This window comes from Arthrobacter sp. 131MFCol6.1, assembly GCF_000374925.1.
Classification (GTDB): domain Bacteria; phylum Actinomycetota; class Actinomycetes; order Actinomycetales; family Micrococcaceae; genus Arthrobacter.
In genome coordinates this window covers 1-25734 of the sequence record NZ_KB895560.1, presented here as the reverse complement: position 1 = coordinate 25734, position 25734 = coordinate 1, and the positions used below count along the sequence as shown (strand labels likewise).

The following is a 25734-nucleotide window of genomic DNA, read 5'->3' as shown; positions in this document are numbered from 1 at the left end:
CCGTGTGCCCTCCGCCCGTGCCGGGTGCGCGGCGGTGTGGCACTGTAAGTGTCATGGTACGCATCGAGGATTACGCAATGGTCGGGGATCTGCATACCGCGGCCCTGATCAGCACCGAAGGTTCCATCGACTGGCTGTGCCTGCCGCGCTTCGACTCACCGGCCTGTTTCAGCGCCCTCCTCGATTCGCCCGCGGCCGGCCGGTGGCTCCTGGCGCCGGCAGGCGGCGGGGAATGCACCCGCCGCCGCTACCGCAAGGGCACGCTGATCCTGGAAACCGAGTGGGATTTGCCTGAGGGCAAGGTCAGGATCATTGACTTCATGCCACCTCGCGACGAGGTGGCGGATATCGTGCGGATCGTGGTCGGTGTCCGCGGCACGGTGCGGATGCGCGGCGAACTGGCGCTCCGGTTCGACTACGGCCATGTTGTGCCGTGGGTCCGCCACGACGAGCGCGGGATCCACGCCGTCGCCGGGCCCGATGCCGCCTATCTGGTGACCGATGCGCCCCTGCGCGGTGAGCGGATGCATACCGTCAGCGACTTCACGGTCAAGGCCGGGGAACGTGTGCCCTTCGTGCTGACCTGGAGCCCCAGCCACCTGCACCGGCCGCGGTCGGTGAACCCGGAAACGGTCCTGGCGTCCACCGAGGAGTTCTGGCTTCGGTGGTCGGCGAAGTGCACGGTCACCGGGCGGTACCGCGACGCCGTCCAGCGCTCGCTGATCACGCTCAAAGCCCTGACTTTTGCCCCCACCGGCGGGATCGTGGCCGCCGTCACGACGTCGCTGCCGGAGGAGATCGGCGGCACCCGGAACTGGGACTACCGCTTCTGCTGGCTGCGCGATGCCACGCTCACGCTGCAGGCGCTGCTGGCCGCGGGCTACACGGAGGAGGCCGGCGCGTGGCGCGACTGGCTGCTCCGCGCCATCGCGGGGGACCCGGCGGATCTGCAGATCATGTACGGGCTCCACGGCGAGCGTCGGATGCCGGAGCTCGAACTGCCGTGGCTGAAGGGCTACGAGAACTCCGCGCCGGTGCGTACCGGTAACGGTGCGGCCGGCCAGCTGCAGCTCGACGTCTGGGGCGAGGTCCTCGATTGCCTGTCCCTGACGCGGAACTCCCTGCTCAAACACACTGACGACGCCTGGGACGTCCAGGTGGCCCTCATGGAACATTTGGAGACGGCCTGGCGCCAGCCGGACAACGGGCTTTGGGAAATGCGCGGCCCGCAGCGCCATTTCACGCACTCCAAGGTGATGGCATGGGTGGCGGCGGACCGCATGGTCAAGGGCGTCCGGGACTTCGGCCTGATCGGCCCGGCGGACCGTTGGGAGGAGCTGCGCGACGCCATCCACGCCGAGGTCATGGCCAACGGGTTCGACGCCGACCGCAACACGTTCGTGCAGTCCTACGGGCGGCCGGAGCTGGATGCGAGCCTCCTGCTGCTGCCCCGGGTGGGGTTCCTCCCGCCGGATGATCCGCGCATCATCGGCACCATCGACGCGGTCCAGCGCGAGTTGACGCACGACGGCTTCCTGCGCCGCTACCTGCCGGCGCAGAGCGACGACGGGCTTCCCGGCGGGGAAGGGGTGTTCCTGGCATGCTCCTTCTGGCTGGTTGAGGCCTTGATCGGGGCGGGCCGGCGCCACGAGGCCCGGGAGCTGTTTGAGCGCCTGCTGGCGTTGCGCAACGACGTCGGACTCCTGAGCGAGGAGTGGGGCGTGGAGACGGGCCGGCAGCTGGGCAACACACCGCAGGCCTTCAGCCACTTCGCCCTCGTGATGAGCGCGCTGGAACTGCATGAGGATGGCGTCCGCCGCAGCGACACGCCGCTTCCGTGACCTCCGCCCCCGGCCGCGTCGACCGCCGGCGGGACCTTCAGCACTTTCCCCGCACCGTAAAATAAGTACACTTACTAATATCCCGGCGGGGGATACGAGGGAATGAGGAGTGTGCAATGGCGGGGTATTTTGAGCTCGTGGACGCGCCCGACGGCGGCTACCGCATTCGGATGATGGACGGGGCAGGACAGCTGCTGGCGGTTTCAGTGACGTTTCCCACCAAGAAAGCGGCCGTGGCCGGCGTGGCCCAGGCGAGGGAGATCGCCGGAACCGGCCTGATCAGGGACCGCAGCGCCGATGGACGGCCCGCCGTGCCCGGCTCGTCCGCCCGGGTGATCAGGGGGCGGCGCGGCGGCGCCGGGCGCTCAAACTCCACCTTGGGCAGCTCGCTGGCGGGCAAGAGGGCGCAGGCCCGTACCTGATCCTCGGGACGGCAGTGTCCCCTGCAGGGTTCCCCGCGCCGAGCGGTTACAGTATGGCCATGGAGCAGCGGGGGAATCGGAACACCGGCCGTGCCCGGAAGAATCTGCTCGGCCGTGTGGCGGTGCCGCTCATTGTCGCGGCCATGCTGGTGGCCGGCCTGGTCTTGCTCGCCCAGCCGGTATCGCAGGAGGACTTTGGCTGGGTCGCGTATGCTCCGCTGCCGACGGGGCCCGTCGTGCTGCAGGGGCTCCTGATCATGGGCCCGTGGACCTGGGCAGGGGTCGCGCTGATCGGCATCGGGTTGCTCCTGCTGGCGTTCTGGTCCGGCTACCGCACCGGCCGGCAGGCCCCGGACCGCGGCGACGACTCCCGCTAGGCGGCTGCCGCTTGGCCGGCCGCACTGCACCGGCTGCAGCCGCCAGCCCGCTCTGCCGCCGCCCCCGAGGAGACAGTTCGCGGCGGTCCGGGCGCGAAACACTGCCGCGATGTGCCGTCTCGGCGGTACGCTGGCCGGGCAGCGCCTAACCGTCGAGGAGGACCTCATGAGCCAGCACCACACCCCCGGAAGGGTCGCCGTCGTCACCGGAGCCGGTTCCGGCATCGGCCGTGCAGTGGCACGCCTCATGCTGGCCGAGGGCTACCGGGTGGTTCTGGCGGGGCGGCGGGAAGAACCGCTCCGCGAGACCGCGGCCGGCCACCGCCAAGCGCTCGCGGTCCCGTGCGATGTCACCGTCCCCGCCGACGTCGAGCGGCTCTTCTCCGCGGCGCTGGGGCAGTGGGAACGGGTGGACGTGCTCTTCAACAACGCCGGCGTGTTCGGCCCCGCCGCCTCGGTGGACGAGATCACCCTGGAGGACTGGGACGCGACCGTCGCCGTGAACCTCACAGGATCCCTCCTCTGCGCCGCGGCCGCCGTCCGGGCCATGAAGGCCCAGTCGCCCCAGGGCGGACGGATCATCAACAACGGTTCGATTGCGGCGCATTCGCCCCGGCCGCGGACGGTGGCGTACACGGTGACCAAACATGCGATCACGGGACTGACCAAAAGCATTGACCTGGACGGGCGCGGGTTCGGCATCAGCTGTGGACAAATCGACATCGGCAATGCGGCGACGGATCTCATGGAGGAGATCGGCGTCGGCTCCGGGGCAGCCCAGGCAGACGGCAGCCTGCGCACCGAGCCGACATTTGCGGTGCAGGACGCTGCCCGGGCCGTGCTGCTGATGGCCGGGATGCCGGCGTCGGCCAACGTGGGATCCCTCGTGGTGACAGCTGCGGGCATGCCGTTCATCGGGCGCGGCTGAGGCGCGGGCCCGGCTGGTGGGTCCTGCCGGTGGGTTCTGCCGGTCGCCGCATCCGGGGGCTGCTAGAGGGGCAGGAGGGCGGACAGGTCCGCGCGCAGTCCCGAGGCGGCAACACGGCCGGCCGCGACGGCGTCGGCCCAGCTCAATCGTCCGCTGACCATCGCCAGCCAGGTGTCGGCGTCGCACTCGATGACGTTTGGCGGGGTGCCGCGCGTGTGCCGCGGGCCCTCCACGCACTGGGTGACGCCGAACGGCGGGACGCGCACCTCCACGGAGTTGCCCGGTGCCCGTGCGGTGATTTCCTCCAGGCAGTAGCGCACCGCCGTCGCGATCGTGGTGCGCGGGACGGCGCCGGGTCCTGCAGGGCCGGGGACCCCGGGGGCCTGTACGTTGGTTCCCGGCGCGGGCGCGGTGGCGTCCTGCCATGCGGCGAGTGCTGCGCGGCCCTCGTCCACGGCAATGCGACGGCGCGATACGGCCACTTTCCTGCCTCCAGCCTGGCGATGTGACGGCCGCCGTTTCGGTGGCCTCAGTCCAGCCTATGCCACCGGCCGCGGTGGTCCCGAGCCGGCGACGTCCGCCCTCCGGCCGGGGCGTGGCTCCTAGTCCAGCAGTGCCGCGACGGCCCGCCCGAGCCGGATCTTGCCGACCGGGCGTCCCCCGCCCAGTACCGGGTCCACCACCTTGTCCAGGACGCTGGACACTTCAGGGATTTCGACGGCGCCGGAGGCCGCGAGGAGCGTCAGCCCCACCAGCGTGGTGGCCCGGATGTTGCCGTCGAGCATCTTGATGGCAACCGAGACGCCCTGGCGGGTGGCCATGACCAGCACGCCCTCGGCGCCGATCTTGGCCAGGATGCCGAGTTCGTCCATGACGATCGTGTTGGCCTGCCCGCGCCCCTGGACGGCCCACGGGTAGTCCAGCATGGATGTGGCAATCGTGGCGGCCCGGGCGTTCGAGTTCTTGTCGCCAGGGGCCTTGGCCAGCTTCGAGTAGGCCCGGGCGAGGCCGATCAGGGAGACGGCGGCAACGGGCGCGCCGCAGCCGTCGATGCCCAGGTGGGTGATGCGTTCGCCGCAGTATTCCTCGATCACGGAGCGGATGCGCTGCTGCAGCGGGTGGTTGGGTTCGAGGTAGCTGTTCTTGTCCCAGCCGTTCTCCGTGCACGCCCACAGGAACGCGGCGTGCTTGCCCGAGCAGTTGAATGCCAGCCGGGACTTGCCGCGCTCGGTCTGGACGAGCCAGTTCCGGGCGGTCTCATCCTGGGGCCAGTCGGCCGGGCACTGGAGCTGGTCTTCCTTGGCCCCGGCCGCCTTGAGCATGCCCTCGACCACGTCCATGTGGTCCAGGGATCCGACGTGGCTGCCGCACGCGATGGCCACCTGGGCGCCCCGCAGGGGTACGCCGGACTGCATCGAGGCCAGGGCCTGCAACGGTTTGAGCGTGGACCGGGCAAAGATCGGGGCGTTCACGTCGCCGAGCTCGACCACTACTGTCCCGTCCGCGGCCAGCACCACGGCCGAGCCGATGTGGCGGGACTCCACGAAGCCGCTGCGTTCGATGACTGCCAGTTCGACGGCGGAGTCGACTGTGAAAGTTGCATGCGGGTTCAAAGCCATGCTGCAAGTCTATGGTGCCCGGTGCTGATACCCCGGTTATTCCACGGTCACCATCACGGACTGCCAGCCGGAGGCGCCGTCCGGGACCGGATCCGCCCGCTTGTCCGTCTGGACCTCGCCGGTGCCGTCCGTGGCACGGACCTTGAGGTAGTGCGGGCCCGGCGTGGCCTCCCAGTCGAGGGACCACTGCCGCCACGTGATGAGGGACGCCTCGTCGGAGAGTACTGCCTCGGTCCAGGGCCCGCTGTCGATCTGCACCTCGACCTTGGTGATCCCGCGGGTCTGGGCCCACGCGGTGCCGCCGATGGCGACCTTTCCGGCGGGGACCTTGGCGAAGGACTTCGGCACCTCGATCCGGGCCATGGTCTTGATCGGGCCGCGTTCGGACCAGCCGCGCTGGGTCCAGTAGGCCTTGCTGTCCGCGAACCGGGTCACCTCCAGGTCCACCACCCACTTGGTGGCGGAGACGAAGCCGTACAGCCCGGGAACCACCATCCGCACCGGGTAGCCGTGTTCGAGCGGGAGCGCCTCGCCGTTCATGCCGATTGCCAGCATCGCGTCGCGGTCGTCCTGGAGGACCTCCAGGGGCGTGGAGGCGCTGAAGCCGTCAATCGAGGTGGAGAGCACCATGTCCGCGCCCTGCGTGGGGCGGGCCAGCTTCAGGGCGTCACGGATGGGCATGCCCAGCCATTTGGCGTTGCCGGCCAGGTTGCCGCCGACCGGGTTGGACACGCAGGTCAGGGACACATGGGATTCGATGAGCTGGGCGTCGAGGAGGTCCTGGAAGGTGAGCCGGACCTCCTGTTCCACGAGGCCGTGGATGCGCAGTTCCCAGTCCTGGGCGTTGATCTCCGGCACACTCAGGGCCGTGTCGATCCGGTAGAAGTCCTTGTTCGGGGTCAGCCACGGCGTGACGCCCGGCGTCTTGGACTGCACTCCGGCCGGGACCGCGGGGGCGGCCTTGGCGGGGGCGGGCAGCTGCAGCGACTCGCGGGCCGCGGCCACGTTGCTGCGGGCCGCGCTCAGCAGCCGTCCGCCGGTGGCGGCCACGGCCGAGGCGGCCGCGGTGATGCCGGCGGCGGCGAAGAACCCCCGCCGGGTGGTCGCCGGGCGCTCGGGTTCCTTCGCAGCGACGTCCGCGGCCCGGTCCGGCCATTCCTGCATCCGCCACAGCCGGGTAATCAGGAGCCGCAGCACCACCAGCCCGGCGACGGTGCCGATCAGGGAGGGAATAGCATCGACCGGCTTGACGCTGGCCCGCGTCACCACGCTGCCGACGATCACGGCGCCCATCAGCACCACGCCGGCCACACCCAGGGCCCACTTCCGGTACGCCACGATGCCGAGCACGCACGCGAGGAGCAGGATCGTGACGGCCATGCCGGCGAACAACGCGGCCTTGTCGTTGGTGCCGAACGTGGCTATCGCAAAATCCTTCATCCACGGCGGCGTGAAGTCGATGAACGTGGAGCCCAGCGCAATGACGGGTGTGGCCCGCGCGGTGAAGAACGCCCCGATCAGTTCCGCGACGGACAGGACGACGGCGGCCGCAGCCACTCCGGCCACTGCGGCCAGGGCTGTGGCGCCGCGGGACCGCTTGCTGGGCTTCATGCTGGGCTTGTTCATACAGGCCATTCGTAGCCGCGGGCCCGGCGGATTGTCCGGCGCCGGGTCCGGTCCTCCGGCCGGTGGGCATGCCCTCCGGCTGCACCCGGGAGTGGACATGCCCTGCGGTCCACGGGACATGCCCAGTCCTGGAACCCGGGCGTGGGCATGTTCGCCAGCGCCACGGGACATGTCCAGTCCTGGAACCCGGACGTGGGCATGGTGGCTTTGTGCCCAATGGCCGAGGCCGGGACTGGACATGTCCCGCGGATTGCCCCGCGCCCGTAGGTGCCGCGCTGCGGACTCACATGCTGTCCCGGGGCTGGCGCCTGGTCTGTTCCACGCGGCCGGGGGGCATGTCCCGCCGTAACTTGGCGGGTGCAACATGTTCCCCGGGCCCAGGAGGACATGTCCAGCCTTGGCATTCCGGCAGGGGCATGTTCGCCGGCAACACGGGACATGTCCAGCCCTGGCGCCCAGGCGTGGGCATGGTGGCATTGTGCCCAGTGGCCGCGCCCGGGACTGGGCATGTCCCGCGGGTTGCCCCTGCGCCCGGGACTGGGCATGTCCCGCGGGTTGCCCCTGCACCCGCGAGTGCCCGGCCGCGAAAATTGAGCATGTCCAGCGGCCGACACAGCTTAGGAGCCTGCGGGGTGCACCACGTACCCTTGGAGACTGTGAAGGTACTTGTCATCGGCCCCGGCGGCCGCGAACACGCCATTGTCCGATCCTTGCTTGCAGACCCCAACGTTTCCGAGGTCCACGCGGCCCCGGGCAACGCCGGGATCAGTGCGCTGGTCCCCACATATGCGATCGACGCGAACGATCCCGACGCCGTCGCCGCGCTGGCCGTCAAGCTCACCGTGGACCTGGTGGTAGTCGGTCCAGAAGCGCCCCTCGCTGCGGGCGTGTCCGACGCCGTCCGCGCTGCCGGCATCCCGGTCTTCGGCCCCAGCAAGGCCGCGGCCCAGCTGGAAGCGTCCAAGGCCTTCGCCAAGGAAGTCATGGCCGAGGCCGGCGTGCCCACCGCAATGGCCCGCGTTGCCTCCAACGCCGGGGAAGCCGCCGACGCCCTCGATACCTTCGGCGCCCCCTACGTCGTCAAGGATGACGGGCTCGCCGCCGGCAAGGGCGTCGTGGTCACCTCCAACCGCGACGAGGCCCTGGCGCACGCCCAGACCTGCTTCGACGCGGGCGGCACCGTGGTGATCGAGGAGTTCCTGGACGGACCCGAGGTCTCCGTGTTCGTCCTTTGCGACGGCACCAACACCGTGGCCCTGTCCCCGGCGCAGGACTTCAAGCGCATCTTCGACAACGACGAAGGCCCCAACACCGGCGGCATGGGCGCGTACACACCCCTGGAATGGGCCCCCGAAGGCCTTGTGCAGGAAGTGATCGACCGCATCGCCCAGCCCACCGTCAACCAGATGGCGCACCGCGGCACCCCGTTCGTCGGCGTCCTCTTCGTCGGCCTCGCCCTGACCTCGCGCGGGACGAGGGTCATCGAGTTCAACGTCCGGTTCGGCGATCCCGAAACCCAGGCCGTCCTCGCCCGGCTCAAGACGCCCCTCGGCGGGCTGCTCATGGCTGCCGCCAAGGGCGAACTGGACAAGGTGCAGCCGCTGCGCTGGTCCAAGGACACGGCCGTCGCCGTCGTCGTGGCCGCCGAAAACTACCCTGACACCCCGCGGACCGGCGACCGCATCCGGGGCCTGAAGAAGGTCGACGCCCTGGACGGCGTCCACGTGATCCACGCCGGCACCAAGCTCGACGGCGAAGGCAAGGTCGTCTCTGCCGGCGGCCGCGTCCTGGCCGTGGTGGCGCTGGGTACGGACCTCGTGGAGGCCCGGGAACGGGCGTACGACGGCGTCGAGCTCGTCCAGCTGGACGGCAGCCAGTTCCGCACCGACATCGGCGGCAAGGCCGCCCGCGGCCAGATCCGGGTAGCCGCGCCGGGAACCCCGGCCGCGTCGAAAGCGAAGGCATGAACGTGACCGAACCCGCAGCGCCGACGCCCGGCACCACGCCCGAGACCGCGCCCGAGACCACGCCCGAGACCCGGCCCAAGGGCGGGCTCGACACCGCCACGCAGGACCTGCCGGGCTGGCGGCACGTCTACTCCGGCAAGGTCCGCGACCTCTACGTCCCCGCGGACCCGGCCGTCACGGAGCGCTTCGGCCAGGACTGTGTCCTGGTGGTTGCCAGCGACAGGATCAGCGCGTTCGACCACGTCCTGGCCAGCGAGATCCCGGACAAGGGCCGCATCCTGACCCAGCTGAGCCTGTGGTGGTTCGACCAGCTCGGCGTCGCGCACCACGTCCTCGCCTCCACGGCCGACGGCGGTGTTCCCGCCGCCGTCGAGGGCCGGGCGATGATCTGCAAGAAGCTGGACATGTTCCCGGTCGAATGCATCGCCCGCGGCTATCTTACCGGCACCGGGCTCGCGGAGTACCGCGAGTCGGGCACCGTGTGCAGCATCCCGCTGCCCGCCGGCCTGGTTGACGGGTCGCGCCTGCAGGAGGCGATCTTCACGCCGTCGGCCAAGGCCGAGGTGGGCGAGCACGACGAGAACATCACCTACGACGCCGTCGTGGGCCTCGTCGGTGCGGACGTCGCGGCGGATTTGAGCAGGCTGACCCTGGAGATCTACACCAGGGCCGAGGAAATCGCGCGCGCCCGCGGCATCATCCTGGCCGACACCAAGGTGGAGTTCGGCCTGGACGCGGCGACCGGCGTCATTACCCTGGGCGACGAGGTGCTGACCCCGGATTCCTCACGGTTCTGGGACGCGGCCACGTACCAGCCCGGGCAGGCGCAGCCGTCCTACGACAAGCAGTATGTGCGCGACTGGCTGACCTCGCCGGCATCGGGCTGGGACAAGGCCTCCGACACGCCCCCGCCCGTCCTTCCGGCCGACGTCGTGGCGCGCACGCGCAGCCGCTACGTGGAGGCCTACGAGAAGCTCACCGGCCGGACGTTCGCCTAGCCCGGCCGCACCCGGGCCCGGCCGCACCCGGTCCGGGCGGGGCTAGGCTTCCGCGGAAGCGGCCTCGGCCCGGCGCTGGGCGAGCTTGATCTCGAGCACGGCGTCCAGGGCCTGCTGGACCCGGTCCGAGGCGCCCGCCGCGCTGAACTCCTTTTGGGCTTCCTCAAGGTACACCAGGGCCTCCGCGGACTCCCCGGCAGCCTTGAGCGCCTTCCCCAGCAGCAGGGAGACCTCGCCGGCGGTGTGCCGGGCCAGTGCCTCCCGCTCGGCATGGATCTCGCGCAGCTTCTGGACGGCGGCCACGATGTCGCCGGTGAGGTAGAGCCAGCGGGCCCGGATGAAGGCGACCTCCAGCTGGTCCGTCTTGTTGCCGCCGACAATCGAGAGGGCCAGTTCGGCGCGCTCGATCGATGACAGCGTCTCGGGCTCGACGATTCCCGAGGACAGGCGGACGGCGGCCGAGGCCTTGTTGAACCGGGCCCACAGGTCGATGTCGTTGGCCGGGGAGAGCAGCCGGCCGGCCCGCTCGTGGTATTTGATCCCCTCGGGGTAGTCGTGCCGCATGAAGGCCACGTTGCCGATCACCCAGGCCACCTCGCCGGCGAGCTGGGACATTGAGTGGTCGTCCATCTGGTCGTTCATCGCCTGGCAGTACTCCCAGGCCTCATCGAGCCGGCCGCTCTCAGCCAGGGCGCCGATCAGGGCGCGGAGGGCGCCGATGATCATGGTGGAGCCCTTGGGCAGCTCTGCGCAGAGCCGCACCGCTTCCTGCGCATGCTCGACGGCGGCGGTCAGCTGGCCCTGGCCCTGCGAGGCTGCGGCGAGCATCTGCTGGGCCCGGACGCCGAGCCCGGCCGACTCCGCGGCCATCGGGTGCTCCAGGAGATTCTGGACTACGTCCTTGCACTCCTGCCAGAGGCCCTGCTTGATCAGGCACTCGGCCTGCATATAGGTCATGTTCCACCAGGCGCTGGTGTTCCTGGCCTCCAGAGCGATCTTGGCGGCGGCGGCGGCGTGGGTGGCGGCCACGGGGTAGTCCCGGAGGTCCCAGGCCTGCCGGGCATACAGCCCCGCGAGCACGTATTCGGCGTCGCTGGTGGACACCGGCTGGCTCCAGGCCTCGAGCGCCTTGGGGGCAAGTTCAAGCCGGTGGGCCAGCTCTTCGATGACGTCGGCCGTCGGCTCGCGGCGCCCGGTTTCCAACAGAGAGATGTAGCTGGGGGAGTACAGGTCGCGGCCCAGCTCCGCTTGCGTCAGGCCCCGTTCGAGCCGTTCCGCGCGGAGCTTCTCCCCAAATCCGTTCCCCACGGATACCTCCTAATTCCGGACATTCTTTGTACTAAATGCTTGACAGTCTCTGTGGAAACCATTTTACAATGTGTGTCAACAAGGGTAGTACTGACTTGGTTAAGGACCCCAACGCATATTGAGGAACTCTATGTTGAAGAAGATTGCAGCCGGCGCCGTCTTGGCGGGCGCACTGGCATTCTCCGCCGCGGCCCCGGCCGTGCTGTCCGCTGCTTCACTGACCGATGTCTCAGACGTTGCCGCCGTCGGCAACTGGCCCGACCCCATGCGCACGGCCCAGGCGGTGGGCAACTGGCCCGACCCCATGACCCACTCGCTGAACGTCGGCAACTGGCCCGACCCGATGTAACAGCCCCGGTATAGCGGGCCCGGCGCAGCAACGGCCGGCTGCCTGCGAATGTCCGGCACAGCCCCGGGAGATTGTCTCCCGGGGCTTTGCTGTGTCCGGCGGGCGCCGAGTTGTGTCCGGGGCGCCCCGCGCCGGGAAGTTCGCCGCCGGAAGACGCGCCGGTGACGCCATGAAATCGTGCCGGACATGCAACGGACATACAAAAGAGGACCCTCCGTGTGGAGGGCCCTCTTTGTGTTTGGTCGGGATGACAGGATTTGAACCTGCGACCTCGTCGTCCCGAACGACGCGCGCTACCAAGCTGCGCCACATCCCGATCCGCTGCTTCAAAAGCAACTTCACAAGAGTATCCGATCATGGCCCCGGATGTGAAATCGGGGCGTCGGCCGGGGCGCGTCCCGCCGTCGTCCCGGCCCGGATGCCGACCGGTCTCGGCAGGAGCTGTTCAGACCAGCGAGTCTTTCCAGGCGCCGTGGAGCCGGGCGAAGGCGCCGCCGTCGCCGATCAGCTGCTCCGGGGTGCCGTCCTCGACGACGCGTCCGTCGTGCACCACCAGGACCCGGTCCGCCGTCTCCACGGTGGAGAGCCGGTGGGCAATGATCAGCGCTGTCCGCCCGGCGCCGGGGGCCGCGGCGGGCTGGCCGCCGGTCGCCTGGCCGCCGGTCGCCTGCTGGCCGGCCTCCCGGGTGCCCTGCAGCAGCCCCGCGAGGCCCTGCTGGACCATGCGCTCCGACGGGATGTCCAGCGAGGACGTGGCCTCGTCCAGGATCAGGACGGCCGGGCGGGCCAGGAAGGCGCGGGCGAAGCTGATCAGCTGGCGCTGCCCTGCGGAGACGCGGCCGCCGCGCTTGTTGACGTCGGTGTCGTAGCCGTCCGGAAGTTCCATGATGAAGGCGTGCGCCCCCACCGCCCTGGCCGCGTCCTCGATCTCCCCGCGCGAGGCTTCGGGCCGGCCCAGGGCGATGTTGTCCGCCACGGAACCGCTGAACAGGAAGGCCTCCTGGGTGACCATGACGACATTCCGGCGCAGGTCCTCGGTGCTGAGCTGGCGCAGGTCCACGCCGTCGAGGGTCAGGGACCCGGCCGAGACGTCGTAGAAGCGGGCAATCAGCTTCGCAAGGGTGGATTTGCCGGCCCCGGTCTGCCCGACGAGCGCGACCGTCTGGCCGGCGGGGATGTGCAGGTCCAGGCGCGGGATGACGACCGGGCCCTGGCCGTAGCGGAATTCGACGCCGTTGAAGTCGATGCTGCCCCGCGCGTGGGGCAGGGCCGCGGGTGTTTTCGGCGGCCGCACCGTGGGGACCTCCTCGAGCAGGCCCGAGACCTTTTCCAGGGCCGCCTGGGCGCTTTGGAAGGAGTTGTAGAACATCGCCATCTGGTCCACCGGCTGGAAGAAGCGCTTGGCGGACAGGATCAGGGCCAGGAGCACGCCCACCTCCAGGTCGCCGCTGAGGACCCGGAAACCGCCGGTGAGCAGCACGAGAGCCACGCACACGTTCCCGATCAGCACCAGCCCCGGCTGGAAGATGCCGTTGAGGTTGATGGAGCGGACGGTCGCGCGCCGGTAGTCCTCCGACAGTCCGGCGTAGCGCCCGGCATTCTCGCGTTCCTTCCGGAAGGCCTTCACGGCGCGGATCCCGGTCATGGTCTCCACGAAGTGCACGATCAGCCGGGCCGAGACCACCCGGGATTCGCGGAAGGCGATCTGGGAGTGCTTCTGGTACCAGCGGGCCAGGAAATACATCGGCACGCCGGCGGCCAGCACCAGCACGCCGCTGCGCCAGTCCAGGGCGAACACGGTCACGGCGGTGAAGGCCATGAACAGTGTTCCCGAGGCCAGCGAGCTCACGCCGGAATCCAGGAGTTCGCGCAGGGCCTCCAGGTCCGAGGTCTGCCGGGCGATGATGCGCCCGGAGGTGTATTTCTCGTGGAATTCCAGGCTCAGCCGCTGCGTGTGGCGGAAGACCCGGACCCGGAGGTCCAGCAGCATCGCCTGGCTGAGCCGTGCCGTCGATGTCACGTACAGGGCCGTCAGGCCGGCCGCCACGACGGCCGCGGCAAGGTAGGCGACGCCGGCGAGCACCAGGGGAAGGCTGTTGCCGGCGCGCACGGCGGGCAGGGCGTGGTCGATGCCGAACGCGATCAGCGCCGGCCCGGCCACGCGGGCGGCCTGGGACAGGACGACGGCGCCGATCGTCAGCCAGAACCGGGTCCGGACGGGGCGGATCAGGGAGCCCAGGAGGGTCAGGGAACGCCGCCGGACGGCCTTGCTTTCGTTCCTGCTGAGGTGCGCGTTGTCCTCATTGGCGGTGCCGAACGTGGCGCTGCTCATCGGGAAATCTCCTCGGACTGGTCCTCGAGGGCGGACAATTCTGAATCCAGGTCCCGCGGTTCCGGGTCCAGGCTGGCGATCACGTAGCGGTAATGGCTGTTCTTGGCGAGCAGTTCCGCATGGGTTCCGACGGCGGCGATCCGGCCGTCCTCGAGCAGGGCCACCCGGTCGGCCAGCGCCACCGTGGAGGGCCGGTGCGCCACGATCAGCGTGGTGGTGTCCGCGAGGACCTTGCGGAGCCGCGCCTCGACGAGAACTTCGGTGTTCACATCCAGCGCCGAGAGCGGATCGTCCAGGACCAGCACGGCCGGTTTCGCGGCGATGGCCCGGGCCAGGGCGATGCGCTGGCGCTGGCCGCCGGAGAGGCTGAGGCCCTCCTCGCCGATCAGGGTATCCACCCCGTCCGGCAGGGAGTAGGCGAAGTGGGCCTGGGCGACGTCGAGGGCTTCTTCCAGGGCCGCGTCGCGGCCTTCCGCCGATCCGGCGTCGGGCGCGCCGAGCAGGACGTTGTCCCGGACGGAGCTGGAGAACAGCGTAGTGTCCTCGAACGCCACCGCGACCACGGTGCGCAGGTCCTCCACGGCGAACTCGCGCAGGTCCACGCCGTCGATGGTGATGGCACCGCCGGTGACGTCATAGAGGCGGGGGACCAGCTGGATCAGGGCGCTTTTGCCGCCGCCCGTGATGCCCACGAGGGCCATGGTTTCGCCGGGGCGGATGTCCAGGGTGATGTCCTTGAGGATCGGCTTGTCCGGCGCGTCCTCGAACGCGAACGAGGCATTGCGGAAGCTGAGGGCACCCTTGAGGCCGGCCGGGCGGCGGGGCTGGTCCGGGCTGGTGATCGTGTTCTGCGCGTCCATGACCTCGAAGTGCCTGTCCACCGCGGACTTCGCGGTGAGGGCCATCGCCAGCAGCATGCCGCAGAACTCGACCGGCGCGGCGACCACGGCGGCGGTGGCGAAGAAGGCCACCAGGGAGCCGATGGAGAGCTGGTCCGTGGATGCCAGCAGGATGCCGACGACGAGGCCGGCGCCGAGGGCGAGCTCGGGCAGGAGCGTCACCACCAGGCTGAAGGTGGCCAGGTGCTTGGCCTTGGCGATCTCGGTCTGCCGGAGTTCCTCGGCCTGTTCGTTGAAATTCTCCAGCGCCTCGCGGCTGCGGCCGAAGGCCTTCAGGACGCGGATGCCGTGCACGGATTCCTCGACCGTGGTGGCGAGGTCCCCGGCCTGGTCCTGGCTGCGGCGGGCCACCTTGCTGAACCGGGTGCGGAAGCGGAATCCGTAGATCATGATCGGCACGGCGGCGGCCAGGAAGATCAGGGCCAGCTGCCAGCTCATGGCAAACATCACCGCGACGCCGATCACCACGGTGAGCGTGGTGACCACCAGCATGATGGCGCCGAAAGCCATCCAGCGGCGCAGGAAGTTCAGGTCCGTCATGGCCCGGGACAGCAGCTGCCCGGAGCCCCAGCGGTCATGGAAGGCGACCGTGAGGTCCTGAAGGTGCCCGTAGAGCGAGACCCGCATCCGGGTCTCGACGGTGGTGGCGGGATTGATGACGAACTGCCGGCGCAGGGCCACGAGGCCCGCCTCGGCGATGCCCAGGACCAGGATGATGAGCGAGGCGGTCCAGACGGCTTCCGCGCTGCCGCCGGGGGTCAGGGACTCGTTGACCAGCACGCGCAGCACCTGCGGGATGGCCAGTGCCATGAGGCTGGCCAGCAGTGCGCAGAGCAGGCCCATGACCAGCCGGGGCAGGATTGGCCTGACGTGCGGGTAGAGACGGCTGATGGAGGTGAAGAATGAACTCTGCTTGGCCATGCCTGCTTCTTAAGACGCCCGTGCATAGATCGCACCGTTGAATGTAGTTTCCTGTAGCAACTACCCTAGGCCATCGGGTGACCGGATTCACACGTTGTTCAGCGCTCCTAGCATCTCGCCCAGTCATTACGATCCGCAATGGGTACGGGCGGCGGGGGACCCCGGGACATGTCCAGTGGTGGCGCAGAGCCCGGTGGGACGTGCCCAGTGGTGGCCGTGGCGGGTGGGCATGTCCGGTGGTGGCGCGGAGCCCGGTGGGACGTGCCCAGTGGTGGCCGTGGCGGGTGGGCATGTCCGGTGGTGGCGCGGAGCCCGGTGGGACGTGCCCAGTGGTGGCCGTGGCGGGTGGGCATGTCCGGTGGTGGCGCGGAGCCCGGCGGGACATGTCCAATGGTGGCCGTGGCGGGCGGACATGTCCGGTGGTGGAGCGGAGCCCGGTGGGACATGCCCAGTGGTGGCCGCGGCGGGTGGGCATTGTGGGTCTATGCCCATTGCTTGCGACCTGGGGAGGGCATGTCCCGTGGGCGCGGGCGCCAGGGGAGGGCATGTCCACCCGCCGGACCGGAGGACGGGCAGGACGGGCCGGGCGGGCTGCGGCCAGGCCTAGGCGCGGGAGATCAGTGTGAGCAGAACGGCTTCGGGCCGGCAGGCGATGCGGACCGGGGCGAAGCGGGACGTGCCGATGCCGCCCGAGACGTTCACCGGCGTCGTCCTGCCGTTGCTTTCCCAGGTGTGCAGCCCCCGGGCCCGCCAGGTGGGCAGGTCGCAGTTGGTGACCAGTGCCCCGTAGCCCGGGACGCAGATCTGGCCGCCGTGGGTGTGGCCGGCCAGGAGGAGATGGGCGCCGGCTTCGGTGAAGTGGTCCAGGACGCGCTGGTAGGGTGCGTGCGCGACGGCGATGCGCAGGTGCGGGTCGGCGTCCCGGCCCTTGGTGCCGCGCGGCCAGCCCGCGTACCGTTCCAGGCGCAGGTGGGGGTCGTCGACACCGGAGAAATCGAAGCGCATGCCCTTGAGTACGACCGACTGGCAGCGGTTGGTCAGGTCCAGCCAGCCGGACATGCCGAACTCGGAACGCAGCCGGGGCCAGTCGAGTTTTTCCGGGTCTTTGCGCTCGCCCGAGGGCCCGAACAAGTATGACGCCGGGTTCTTCAAGCTCGGGCCGAAGTAGTCGTTCGAGCCGGGGACGAACACGCCCGGGAATTCCAGCAGGGGGCGCAGGGCCGCCACGAGGGGGTCCACGCCTTTGGCATGGCTGAGGTTGTCGCCCGTGTTGACCACGAGATCCGGCTGCAGCTGCGCCAGGGAGGACAGCCACTGCGCCTTCCGGTGCTGGCCGGGAACGAAGTGGATATCGGACAGGTGCAGTATCCGGAACGGGCCGAACCCGGCCGGCAGGATGGGGAGGGTTTCCTCCCGGAGCACGAACTGGTTCTTCTCCCACAGCCCGTAGCCGGTAGCGGCCGCCCCTGCCGCCGTCCCGATCGCGGCGGTCACGGCAAAGCCGCGTCCGATGCTTCGGACGCGGCTCGCCAGATCATTGCGCAGGGTCATCGGCTACTTCTTGCCGGATGACTTCGTGGGTGCCGGCTTTGGGTCGGCGGACGGTTCCGCGGACGGTTCCGTGGCCGGCTCGGTGCTCCGCTCCACGGGGTTGGTGTTCCGCGGCGGCGCCACCGGAGCCGGGGCGTAGAGCATGTCCGACGGCGGTTCCGGGAACGGATCCGTGCCGTAGGCCGGCGCGACCTGGGCCATGTAGTTCGAGAACTGCGGCCCGGCGATCATGTAGCCGTCGATGCCCTTGTAGAAGTTGCCGTTGATCGTGACATTCTGGCCGGCACGCTGCTGGTCGCCCAGGGGATCGCCGAACCACGTGGCCGTAGCGAGGCCCTTGGTGTAGCCCGCCACCCAGGTGGAGCTGTTGTTGTCGTTAGTGCCGGTCTTGGCCGCGATGGGGAAGCTGGTCCGGGTCGAAATCCTGGGCTGGATCAGCGAGCCCGAGCCGCGGTTGAGCACTTCCTGCATCGCGTACGCGACGCCGTGGGCCACCTCGGGTTTGATCGCGTCCCTGCAGTTGGGTGACTGGGCCGGCAGCTGGGCGCCGGTTGCGTCCGTTACGGACTCGATGGCCATCGGTTCGCAGTACTTGCCGTCGTTGGCGAAGGTGGCGAACGCGCTTGCCATGGTCAGCGGGGCCGTTTGGGTGGCGCCGATGAGGTTGGAAAGGCGGGTCATGGGCACCTGCGGGTGCGGATCATCACCGTTGGGACTCGGGTTGCCGCCGTGGATTCCGACTGCGTCGACGATCTTCTGGATCCCGCACAGGTCCACCTGGGCGGCCGAGGCGAACGTGATGGTGTTGATGGAGTTCGCCAGACCGTCAAGTACGGACATGTACTTGTAGTGGGTTTCGTCGGCGTTCTGCAGATCGAAGCTCCCCTCGACGTTGGCGTCATAGAAGCCGTCCGTCGGGGTGGGGCACGTGTTCTTCCACGGGAAGCCGGGGGAGTAGCGGCGCACGGCGCCGTTGAGCTGCGTGCTCATCGACTTGCCCTCGTTGAGCCACTCCGCGAACGTGAACGGCTTCATCGTGGAACCGGGCTGGAAACCGCCGAGGCCGTTGAGGTCATTGCCCTTGGCGTCCTGCTTGTCCACGTTGAAGTTCTGCGTCTGGTCGAACTTGCCGTCGGCCGGGAACCAGACGGTGTTCTGGGCCATGGAGACGATCTTGCCGGAGCCCGGCTGCACGGACACCAGCGAGGCGCCCCACTTGTCCGGGTTCGCACCGGCCGAGCCGTCCACCTGGGCCTGGGCCACGGACTGGGCCTTCGGATCCAGCGTGGTCTTGATGGTCAGGCCGCCGCGGAAGATCTTCCGCTCACGCTCGGCAGCATCGGCCCCGTAGGCCGGATTGTTCAGGAGCAGGTGGAGGACGTAGTCGCAGAAGTACGGCGCGGTCTGCGAATAGGCACAGCCCTGGCGGGGCTGGGTGACCTTGGTCTGCACCGGCGTCGCGACCGCTGCGTCGTAGTCGGCCTGCTTGATCTTGCCCTGCGTCAGCATCGCACGGAGTACGAGGTCGCGGCGGACCTTGGCGTTCTCCGGATTGGTGATCGGGTCATAGTAAGAAGGGCTGTTCACGACGCCGGCCAGCAGGGCCGCCTGCGGCAGGGTCAGGTCCTTGGCCGTGGTGCTGAAGAAGAACTTGGACGCGGCTTCGATGCCGTAGGCGTCCCGGTTGAAGAACACGATGTTCAGGTAGCCCTCGAGGATCTGCTCCTTGGTGAACTTCTTCTCCAGCGCGATGGCCAGCTTCATTTCACGGAGCTTGTCCCCGACGCCCTTGTTGACGCCGTTGAGGAGGACCTCGTCGCCCTTGCCTTCGGCCTCCAACGAGGAGTTGATGACGTTGTTCACGTACTGCTGCGTGATCGTGGACGCACCCTGCTTGTTGCCGCGGGCGGTGCTCACGAGGGCGCGCAGGATGCCGGTGGTGTCCACACCGCCGTGCTCGTAGAAGCGGCTGTCCTCGATGGCGATGATCGCATCTTTGATGTGCGGGGACATCTGGTCCAGCGAAACACGGGTGCGGTTTTCCGCGTAGAGGTTGGCGATCGGGCTGCCGTCGGACGCCAGGATCGTGGTCGACTGGCTCGGCGGATCGACCTTCAGCTCTGCGGGGAGCGTGTCAAAGAACTGGATCGAACCGCTCGCCGCGCTGCCCGAAACGGCCGCCGCGGGGACCAGGAGGCCCGCCACCAAGACACCGCAAATAGCGCTCACGCCCAGGAAAAGAAAGATCTTTCCGAGGGTGGTGGCCGTGTCGAATAAAGGGTTCTTGCCAGTCGCCATGTTTTCCACTTTACCGGCAACGACTAGGCTTTATGTCATGACCAAATGGGAGTACGCCACGATTCCGCTCATTATCCACGCCACAAAGCAGATCCTGGACCAGTGGGGCGAGGACGGCTGGGAGCTCGTCCAGGTTGTTCCGGGACCCGATGGAAACGGCCTGGTTGCCTACCTGAAGCGGGAGAAGCAGTAGCCATGAGCACCCCCTCAGAAGCCGTTCCGGCCACGCCGGCCGGCGCGGAAAACATCTCCGAAAACACGGCCGGCGCAGAGAGCCGCACGGGCGGCGCGGGCGCGTCGTCCGCCGTCGAACAGCGTCTGGCGGAGCTGGGCCTGACGCTCCCCGACGTCGCGGCTCCGGTCGCGGCGTATGTTCCCGCCGTGATTTCCGGCAACCACGTCTACACCTCCGGGCAGCTGCCGTTCATCAACGGCAAGCTCGAGGCCACCGGAAAGGTTTCCACCGGTTCGGCGGGCGCCTCCGACGAATCGACGGTGTCCCCGGAAGACGCGAAGGCCTACGCTGCCGTCTGCGCCGTCAACGCCCTGGCTGCGGTCAAGAGCGTGATCGGCGACCTCGACCGCATCACGCGGATCGTCAAGGTTGTCGGATTTGTTTCCTCCGACCCTTCCTTCACCGGGCAGCCCGGTGTCATCAACGGCGCCTCGGAGCTGCTGGGCCAGGTCCTCGGCGACGCCGGCCAGCACGCGCGTTCCGCCGTCGGCGTTTCGGTCCTGCCACTCGACTCGCCCGTCGAAGTCGAATTGATCGCTGAATTCGCCTAGTAGACCGGTTACTTCGTTGCCTCAGTTAGAACGCCGCCTGTTCGTCCTGCCCCCAGACCTTGAGGGGGCAGCGCGCAGCTGGATTGAACACGGTGAGCGGACGCCCCGCGCGCCCCGTTTTGCCTCCTCGGTAATCCTCCTGCGGGATTCGCCCACGGGCCTGGAGACCTGGCTCGGCTACCGGACGGGATCCTCCCCGCTCGGTGTCCTCGCCTTCCCCGGCGGATCGCTGGAAGCCTCCGACGACGACGCCGTCGGCTGGCTGGGCCCCTCACCCCAGCACTGGGCCGAGCAGATGGGGACGTCCGACGTCGGGTTGGCGCGCCGGCACGTCATCGGTGCCATCCGTGAACTGTTTGAGGAGACCGGCATCCTGCTGGCCGGCCCCGACCTGTCCACCACGGTGGAGCTGACCTCCAGTGCCGAATGGATGCGCGCCCGCGAAGCCGTGGCCGAGCAGGAGAAATCCTTCACCGACCTGCTTGCCAAGCGCGGGCTCTCGCTGCGCACCGACCTGCTCAAACCCCTGGTGAACTGGCTGAGCCCCGATTTCGCGCACCGCCGGTTCAACACCCGGTACTTCGCCGCGACGGTGCCCGTGAACCAGCAGCCCTCGCTGCTGGCCAGCAAGGGCGTCTGGGGCCGCTGGGTGTGTGTCCGGAAGGTGGTGCTCGAGCGGGACACCACCGTGCTGGGTGACGAGGTGGGGCAGGAGAACACCGTCGGCCGGACCCTGGGCGAACTCCTGGTCCCCGGCTCAGAGATCATGCTCGAGAAGATGGCCAAGGCCAACGGCTGCATCGCCTACCTCAGCTACAAGCGCAAGGCCCACGTCTACCAGCCGAAGCTCGTCGAGGAAGACGGCCGGCTCATGCTCGAAGTCGAAGCAGCCAAAACGATCGCCGGCGAACCGCAGCGGGAACGCTAGGCCGCGGAGCGCCGACGCCACCGAGGCCAGGGCTTCGGGCTGGCGCCCTGTTGGGGCTTGGCTTGGGCGGGGAGCGCGGGCGTTTCCCTGGACATGCCCCGCCCTGTTCCTCAGCACTGGACATGTCCCTTTTTGCCGCGCGCCGGCCCGGGACATGCCCTCCGTTGGCCCTGGCCCGTGGACATAGTGGCATTATGTCCAGTCCTCGCGGCCGGGGTTGGAGATGTCCCGTATTGGCGCGTGCCGGCCCGGGACATGCCCCGCCCTGTTCCTCAGCACTGGACATGTCCCGCGGACAACCAGCCGGGACCGCCAACACTTAACGGCAGAAGGCCGGTCCCGTTTCCGGGGCCGGCCTTCGTGGTTGCTGCTGGGGATCCCTAGCGGGAACGCTGGCGCAAGCGCTGCATGTCAAGGATGACGACGGCCCGCGCTTCCAGGCGCAGCCAGCCGCGCTGCACGAACTCAGCCAGAGCCTTGTTGACCGTTTCACGGGAGGCGCCGACCAGTTGGGCGAGCTCTTCCTGCGTCAGTTCGTGGGCGACCAGAACACCGTCGGTCGCCGGACGGCCGAAGCGGTCGGCCAGGTCCAGCAGCGCCTTGGCCACACGGCCCGGCACGTCGGAGAAGACGAGGTCGGAGAGGGAGTCGTTCGTGCGGCGCAGGCGGCGTGCCAAGGCCTGCAGCAGCTGGGCCGAAACCTCGGGGCGGGTGCGCAGCAGCGCATTGAGGCTCTCGTTCTTCAGGCCGGCGAGACGCGTCTCGGAAACGGCAGTTGCCGTGGCCGTGCGCGGGCTGGGATCGAAGAGCGCCATTTCGCCGAAAAGTTCGCCCGGGCCCAGGATGGCCAGCAGCGATTCGCGGCCGTCCGGCGACGTGCGGCCGAGCTTCACCTTGCCGGAGACAATGAAGTAAAGCTGGTCACCCTGATCGCCTTCCCGGAATACCGAGGCACCGCGTGAAAGGTCCACCTCGGTAAGTTCGTCCGTCAGCAGACGGAACGCCTCGTCGTCGAGCGTGGCGAAAAGGGGTGCGCGGCGCAATACCTCGATATCCATGAAATCTCCTGACTAGCTGTGTCGGCTGGGGCGCTTCAGCCATTCTTTCAGAATTTTGGAGCTTCTGTGACGTAGTTGGCACGGAAACGCCCGAAGGGGCCGAAAGCGCACGGCTCGGGAAGTCCGCGCAGATCCCTGTGCAGGCTGGCGGCCGGTCGGCAAACGTTCAGCTTACACCGGTAGAATCGTCGCTGAACTGTCTGTGAGGAGCCCCGGTGTTTGGCTTGACCATTTTGGACCTGGTGTTGGTTGTGGCGCTCTTGTCCTACCTGATCCACGGCCTTCGCAACGGCTTCCTCGTGACGCTCGGAGGCATCGCGGGATTCGCGGCAGGCGCCGTCGCTGCATTCGTCTCCGTTCCCATCGTCAGCGGCCTCGTGGAGGACAGCGGCTGGCGCCTGACCGCCATCGTTGCCACCGCGGTCCTTCTGATGATCGTGGGCAACGGCCTTGGCACCATGATCGGGCGGCGGATCCGCAGCGTGGTCCCCTTCAGCCCCCTGCGGGCGGCGGACCGCCTCGTGGGCGGAGGCGTGAACGTGGTGGTGTCGGCCCTCGTGATGTCGATGCTGGCGTTCAGCATCGGGGCCCTGGGCGTGCCCTTCGTATCCCAGCAGCTCGCAGAATCCAAAGTCATCAGGTTCATCGACGGCGTGACGCCGATGCCGGTCAAGGCATCGATGGCCCAGCTGCGCTCCGCCGTGATCGGCGAGGGCATCCCCACCCTGCTGGACGGCTTCGGCCAGAGCCAGCCCGTTGCCGTTCCGGACACCAGCACGGACACGCCGGCGCTGAACAAGGCCGCCGCGTCAGTGCTCAAGATCGCCGGAACCGCCTACCAGTGCGGCCAAAACCAGACGGGAACAGGCTTCGTGGTCGCCCCCGGGCGGGTGGTGACCAACGCCCATGTGGTCGCCGGGGTCGACGAACCGGTGGTGGAGACGCCCGGCGGCCGCGCACTGCCTGGGCGCGTGGTGTACTTTGACGCCCAGCACGACCTCGCCGTCGTGGCGGTAGACGGCCTGCGCTCGGAACCCCTCGCGCTGGCCGCTGACCTGCCGTCCGGCAGCGCCGCGGCCTTCGCCGGATATCCGCACGGCGGGCCCTTCCAGTCCAAACCGGCCACAGTCCAGGACATCGCCACGGTGCTGGTCCCGGACATCTATGGCAAAAATGCGTCGCCCGAGGACGTCTACCGGCTCGCGGGCGACGTGCAGCCGGGCAACTCCGGGGGCCCGCTCCTGACCATGGACGGGCAAGTGGCCGGGGTGGTCTTCGCCAAGGCCACAACCGAGTCCTCGCTCGGATTTGCGATCACCATGAATGACCTGAGCCCCGTGGCGTCCCAGGCGCCGGGTCTGGGCAGCGCCGTCTCGTCCGGACAGTGCATCAAGAAGTAGCCGGGCCGCCACTCTGGCTGGCGCACTCAGGCTAAAGCCACTCCAGGCTCTGCCCGTGCGGGCCCGTGATGGCCGCCGGCTGGCCGTCCTGCAGCAGCAGGAACCGGCCGCGGAGCCGGGCGTCATCCATTTCCGGGACCACACTGGAGCCGTCCGCCTGCGCAACCACCATGTGGCCTTCGTTCGAGAGCCAATGGCAGCCCCGCTCCGCGGCAAGATCCGCCATGGTGCGCCGGAATCGGGCGCGGCCGCCGGCATCCAGGTACGCCATGACGGCGCTGTGGAACACCACTAGGACGGCGTCGGCCGGGGCGCGCTCGGCGAGGGCCACAAGTTTTTCGTTGAGGTCGCCGGCCACCAGCAGCGGCGGCCGTTCCCTTGCAATGGCGATCGCCTGGCGCAGCCGCTCAAGCCGGAACTCCTGCTCCGGCCAGACGAGGGCTTCGAGCCAGGCGACGTCGTCCGGGTTGCGCACGTCCAGGGGGTTGAGGTCGATCCCGGCACGCCAAACCACCCGGGGAATTTCCGCCGGCAGCGGCACCGGGCCCGAGGTGACGCAGCGCAGGACCGGAAACGTGCCAGGCTGAGCGCCATCCGGAACCAGCCGCGTCGTCCTTGCGTCCGCCGCCAGGCCCGACCCCGGCTCATCCGGTCCGCCGGCCCCAGCGTCGACAAACTCGTAGCCGTAGCGGTCAGGGAACAGGGCCAGCCCCGCCGAGGCGCCCACCTCGATGAGGGCCAGCGGCCGGCCCTCCATTGCGGAAATCTGCGCGAGTGAGGGCAGCAGGGTGGCGCAGCGCCCCGCCTCGTTCGTCTGCGTGGACCGGGACAGTACGATTTCCGAGACCGCGGCCCAGTGACTGTCCAGGAATTTCCGGAAGTCGGGGTAGGGGCTGACCTGCGCGCCCAGGAAGCGGGCCGCGGCGAGGATCAGCAGCGGCTGGCGCTTGTTGTGCGGCCACTGATCGATCCGCCGGATCAGCTCGGCGTCCCCGGCGATCCCCACGGCCCACGCGGCATAGCAAGGGGAGGAAGCAAGCGCGTCGGTCGTGCCGAAGTGCCGGTACCACTGCGCCGTGTCCGAAGCAGTGTCCGGCGCCGTGCCCGCGGCCGGCTGCGCGGCCGGTCCGGGATCCCCGGACGGATCTGCGGCGGGATCCCCGGACGCTTCCGACGCCGCCGCGGGTTCCACGGGGGACATGCTCAGTCCTCGGCCGCGTGCAGCCCGGCGAGGTATTCCACCGCGAAGCGGTAGCCCAGGATCCCGGCGCCGGCGATCACGGCCTTGCTGATGTCCGAAAGGTAGGAATGGTGCCGGAAGGGCTCGCGGGCGTGAACATTGGTGATGTGCACCTCGACCGTCGGCAGGGCAACAGCGGAAATGGCGTCCCGGATGGCCACGGACGTGTGCGTGTAGGCGCCGGCGTTGAGCACGATTCCCACCGCCTTCCCGCGTGCGGCGTGGATGGCGTCCACGAGGGCGCCCTCGTGGTTGGACTGGAAGCACTCGACGTCCAGGCCGTGCGCGGCGCCGGCGTCTTTGGCGAGCTGCTCGACGTCGGCCAGCGTCGCCGTCCCGTATTTCTCCGGCTCGCGGGTGCCGAGCAGGTTCAAATTGGGTCCGTTGAGGACCAGTATGGTGCCGCGGCCTGCGCCGCTGGCGGGGGTGGCTTCTGTCATGTCTGCAAATCTATCCCTCCCGCGGCCCGCGCGCGCTGTTCGTTACTGCCACGCGTTCACCGCTGGGCCGGTTGCCCGCCGCCGCGGCGACCGACAGGACCAGCGCCGACGACGGCGCCGTCCACCGGGGTGGGCGGCGCCGTCGGCGTCGGATCGTACGCGGTGTTGCGCGGGTTATTTCTTCAGGGATTGGGCGATCTGGGCCATGACTGTGTTGTCGGCCAGGGTGGTCGCGTCGCCCACTTCGCGGCCTTCGGCGACGTCTTTGAGCAGGCGGCGCATGATTTTGCCGGACCGGGTCTTGGGCAGTTCGGGGACCACGAGGATGGTTTTGGGTTTGGCGATCGGGCCGATTTCCTTGCCGACGTGGTTGCGGAGTTCCTGGACGATGGCGTCGCCGGTGTCCACGGCGTCGCCGCGCAGGATCACGAAGGCGACGATGGCCT

General features: G+C 69.0%; 23 protein-coding genes and 1 tRNA gene. 11 read left to right on the top strand and 13 right to left on the bottom strand.

Annotated elements, in window-relative coordinates; all coding sequences use genetic code 11:
* Positions 1–53: 53 nt before the first annotated feature.
* The 4 genes from C566_RS0120245 to C566_RS0120230 all read left to right on the top strand — a co-directional run bounded on the left by C566_RS0120245 (position 54) and on the right by C566_RS0120230 (position 3568).
* Positions 54–1841, top strand: a complete 1788-nt coding sequence (locus tag C566_RS0120245; protein WP_026266898.1) for a glycoside hydrolase family 15 protein — start codon at positions 54–56, stop codon at positions 1839–1841.
* Positions 1842–1957: 116 nt separating this feature from the next.
* Entirely contained in the window at positions 1958–2263 is a 306-nt protein-coding gene (locus tag C566_RS23265) for a hypothetical protein (protein WP_018776175.1), read from the top strand.
* Positions 2264–2322: 59 nt separating this feature from the next.
* Positions 2323–2640 carry a hypothetical protein gene (locus C566_RS22215; protein WP_155846959.1) on the top strand — a complete coding sequence of 106 codons (318 nt, stop codon included), beginning with the start codon at positions 2323–2325 and terminating at the stop codon, positions 2638–2640.
* 166 nt (positions 2641–2806) lie between these two features.
* The gene (locus tag C566_RS0120230) at positions 2807–3568 is read left to right on the top strand and encodes an SDR family oxidoreductase (RefSeq protein ID WP_018776173.1); all 762 of its coding nucleotides are present in this window, start codon (positions 2807–2809) and stop codon (positions 3566–3568) included.
* Positions 3569–3630: 62 nt separating this feature from the next.
* Here the strand turns inward: C566_RS0120230 and C566_RS0120225 are convergent, their stop codons facing one another.
* The 3 genes from C566_RS0120225 to C566_RS0120215 form a co-directional block, all read right to left on the bottom strand.
* Positions 3631–4050 (bottom strand): sterol carrier family protein, encoded by a 420-nt coding sequence (locus C566_RS0120225; protein ID WP_026266897.1) that lies wholly within the window; start codon positions 4048–4050, stop codon positions 3631–3633.
* Positions 4051–4170: 120 nt separating this feature from the next.
* Complete coding sequence (locus C566_RS0120220; RefSeq protein ID WP_018776171.1) at positions 4171–5187, bottom strand: asparaginase; 1017 nt, start codon at positions 5185–5187, stop codon at positions 4171–4173.
* A gap of 36 nt (positions 5188–5223) precedes the next feature.
* Positions 5224–6813: a molybdopterin-dependent oxidoreductase gene (locus C566_RS0120215; protein ID WP_018776170.1), complete on the bottom strand. Its 1590-nt coding sequence runs from the start codon at positions 6811–6813 to the stop codon at positions 5224–5226.
* Between the two features lie 656 nt (positions 6814–7469).
* On the opposite strand from C566_RS0120215, the gene purD reads away from it, so the two are divergent.
* A complete protein-coding gene (gene purD, locus C566_RS0120210; RefSeq protein ID WP_018776169.1) occupies positions 7470–8780 on the top strand; it encodes a phosphoribosylamine--glycine ligase in 1311 nt (436 codons plus the stop codon).
* Positions 8777–9778 carry a phosphoribosylaminoimidazolesuccinocarboxamide synthase gene (locus tag C566_RS0120205; protein ID WP_018776168.1) on the top strand — a complete coding sequence of 334 codons (1002 nt, stop codon included), beginning with the start codon at positions 8777–8779 and terminating at the stop codon, positions 9776–9778. The genes purD and C566_RS0120205 overlap by 4 nt, the downstream gene beginning before the upstream one ends.
* A gap of 42 nt (positions 9779–9820) precedes the next feature.
* On the opposite strand, the gene C566_RS0120200 is transcribed toward C566_RS0120205, so the two are convergent.
* Positions 9821–11086, bottom strand: a complete 1266-nt coding sequence (locus C566_RS0120200) for a helix-turn-helix domain-containing protein (protein WP_018776167.1) — start codon at positions 11084–11086, stop codon at positions 9821–9823.
* Between the two features lie 130 nt (positions 11087–11216).
* Between C566_RS0120200 and C566_RS0120195 the strand changes: the two genes are divergently transcribed.
* The gene (locus tag C566_RS0120195; RefSeq protein WP_018776166.1) at positions 11217–11435 is read left to right on the top strand and encodes a hypothetical protein; all 219 of its coding nucleotides are present in this window, start codon (positions 11217–11219) and stop codon (positions 11433–11435) included.
* Between the two features lie 239 nt (positions 11436–11674).
* On the opposite strand, the gene C566_RS0120190 is transcribed toward C566_RS0120195, so the two are convergent.
* From C566_RS0120190 to C566_RS0120170, 5 genes are all read right to left on the bottom strand, one after another.
* A tRNA-Pro gene (locus C566_RS0120190) sits at positions 11675–11751 on the bottom strand.
* A 129-nt stretch (positions 11752–11880) separates the two neighbouring features.
* On the bottom strand, positions 11881–13767 hold the full coding sequence (locus C566_RS0120185; RefSeq protein ID WP_018776165.1) for an ABC transporter ATP-binding protein: 1887 nt from the start codon (positions 13765–13767) through the stop codon (positions 11881–11883).
* Positions 13764–15587: an ABC transporter ATP-binding protein gene (locus C566_RS0120180; protein ID WP_018776164.1), complete on the bottom strand. Its 1824-nt coding sequence runs from the start codon at positions 15585–15587 to the stop codon at positions 13764–13766. The genes C566_RS0120185 and C566_RS0120180 overlap by 4 nt, the downstream gene beginning before the upstream one ends.
* A 603-nt stretch (positions 15588–16190) precedes the next feature.
* On the bottom strand, positions 16191–17138 hold the full coding sequence (locus C566_RS0120175; RefSeq protein WP_018776163.1) for a metallophosphoesterase: 948 nt from the start codon (positions 17136–17138) through the stop codon (positions 16191–16193).
* Positions 17139–17141: 3 nt separating this feature from the next.
* Positions 17142–19436, bottom strand: coding sequence for a transglycosylase domain-containing protein (locus tag C566_RS0120170; protein ID WP_018776162.1), 2295 nt, complete (start codon positions 19434–19436; stop codon positions 17142–17144).
* A gap of 37 nt (positions 19437–19473) precedes the next feature.
* Between C566_RS0120170 and C566_RS22835 the strand changes: the two genes are divergently transcribed.
* The 3 genes from C566_RS22835 to C566_RS0120155 are packed head-to-tail and all read left to right on the top strand — an operon-like array spanning position 19474 to position 21150.
* The gene (locus C566_RS22835; RefSeq protein WP_009359196.1) at positions 19474–19629 is read left to right on the top strand and encodes a DUF4177 domain-containing protein; all 156 of its coding nucleotides are present in this window, start codon (positions 19474–19476) and stop codon (positions 19627–19629) included.
* Positions 19630–19631: 2 nt separating this feature from the next.
* The gene (locus tag C566_RS0120160; RefSeq protein WP_018776161.1) at positions 19632–20222 is read left to right on the top strand and encodes a RidA family protein; all 591 of its coding nucleotides are present in this window, start codon (positions 19632–19634) and stop codon (positions 20220–20222) included.
* 16 nt (positions 20223–20238) lie between these two features.
* On the top strand, positions 20239–21150 hold the full coding sequence (locus tag C566_RS0120155) for an NUDIX hydrolase (RefSeq protein WP_018776160.1): 912 nt from the start codon (positions 20239–20241) through the stop codon (positions 21148–21150).
* A 380-nt stretch (positions 21151–21530) separates the two neighbouring features.
* On the opposite strand, the gene C566_RS0120150 is transcribed toward C566_RS0120155, so the two are convergent.
* Positions 21531–22208: a Crp/Fnr family transcriptional regulator gene (locus tag C566_RS0120150; RefSeq protein ID WP_011693220.1), complete on the bottom strand. Its 678-nt coding sequence runs from the start codon at positions 22206–22208 to the stop codon at positions 21531–21533.
* A gap of 215 nt (positions 22209–22423) precedes the next feature.
* On the opposite strand from C566_RS0120150, the gene C566_RS0120145 reads away from it, so the two are divergent.
* Positions 22424–23608: a MarP family serine protease gene (locus C566_RS0120145; RefSeq protein WP_018776159.1), complete on the top strand. Its 1185-nt coding sequence runs from the start codon at positions 22424–22426 to the stop codon at positions 23606–23608.
* Positions 23609–23639: 31 nt separating this feature from the next.
* Here the strand turns inward: C566_RS0120145 and C566_RS0120140 are convergent, their stop codons facing one another.
* The 3 genes from C566_RS0120140 to C566_RS21895 all read right to left on the bottom strand — a co-directional run.
* Positions 23640–24809, bottom strand: a complete 1170-nt coding sequence (locus tag C566_RS0120140; RefSeq protein WP_018776158.1) for a DUF2332 domain-containing protein — start codon at positions 24807–24809, stop codon at positions 23640–23642.
* Positions 24810–24811: 2 nt separating this feature from the next.
* Positions 24812–25288 carry a type II 3-dehydroquinate dehydratase gene (gene aroQ, locus C566_RS0120135; RefSeq protein WP_018776157.1) on the bottom strand — a complete coding sequence of 159 codons (477 nt, stop codon included), beginning with the start codon at positions 25286–25288 and terminating at the stop codon, positions 24812–24814.
* A 174-nt stretch (positions 25289–25462) separates the two neighbouring features.
* The coding region (locus tag C566_RS21895) for an AMP-binding enzyme (protein ID WP_026266769.1) at positions 25463–25734 on the bottom strand (272 nt) is incomplete at its 5' end.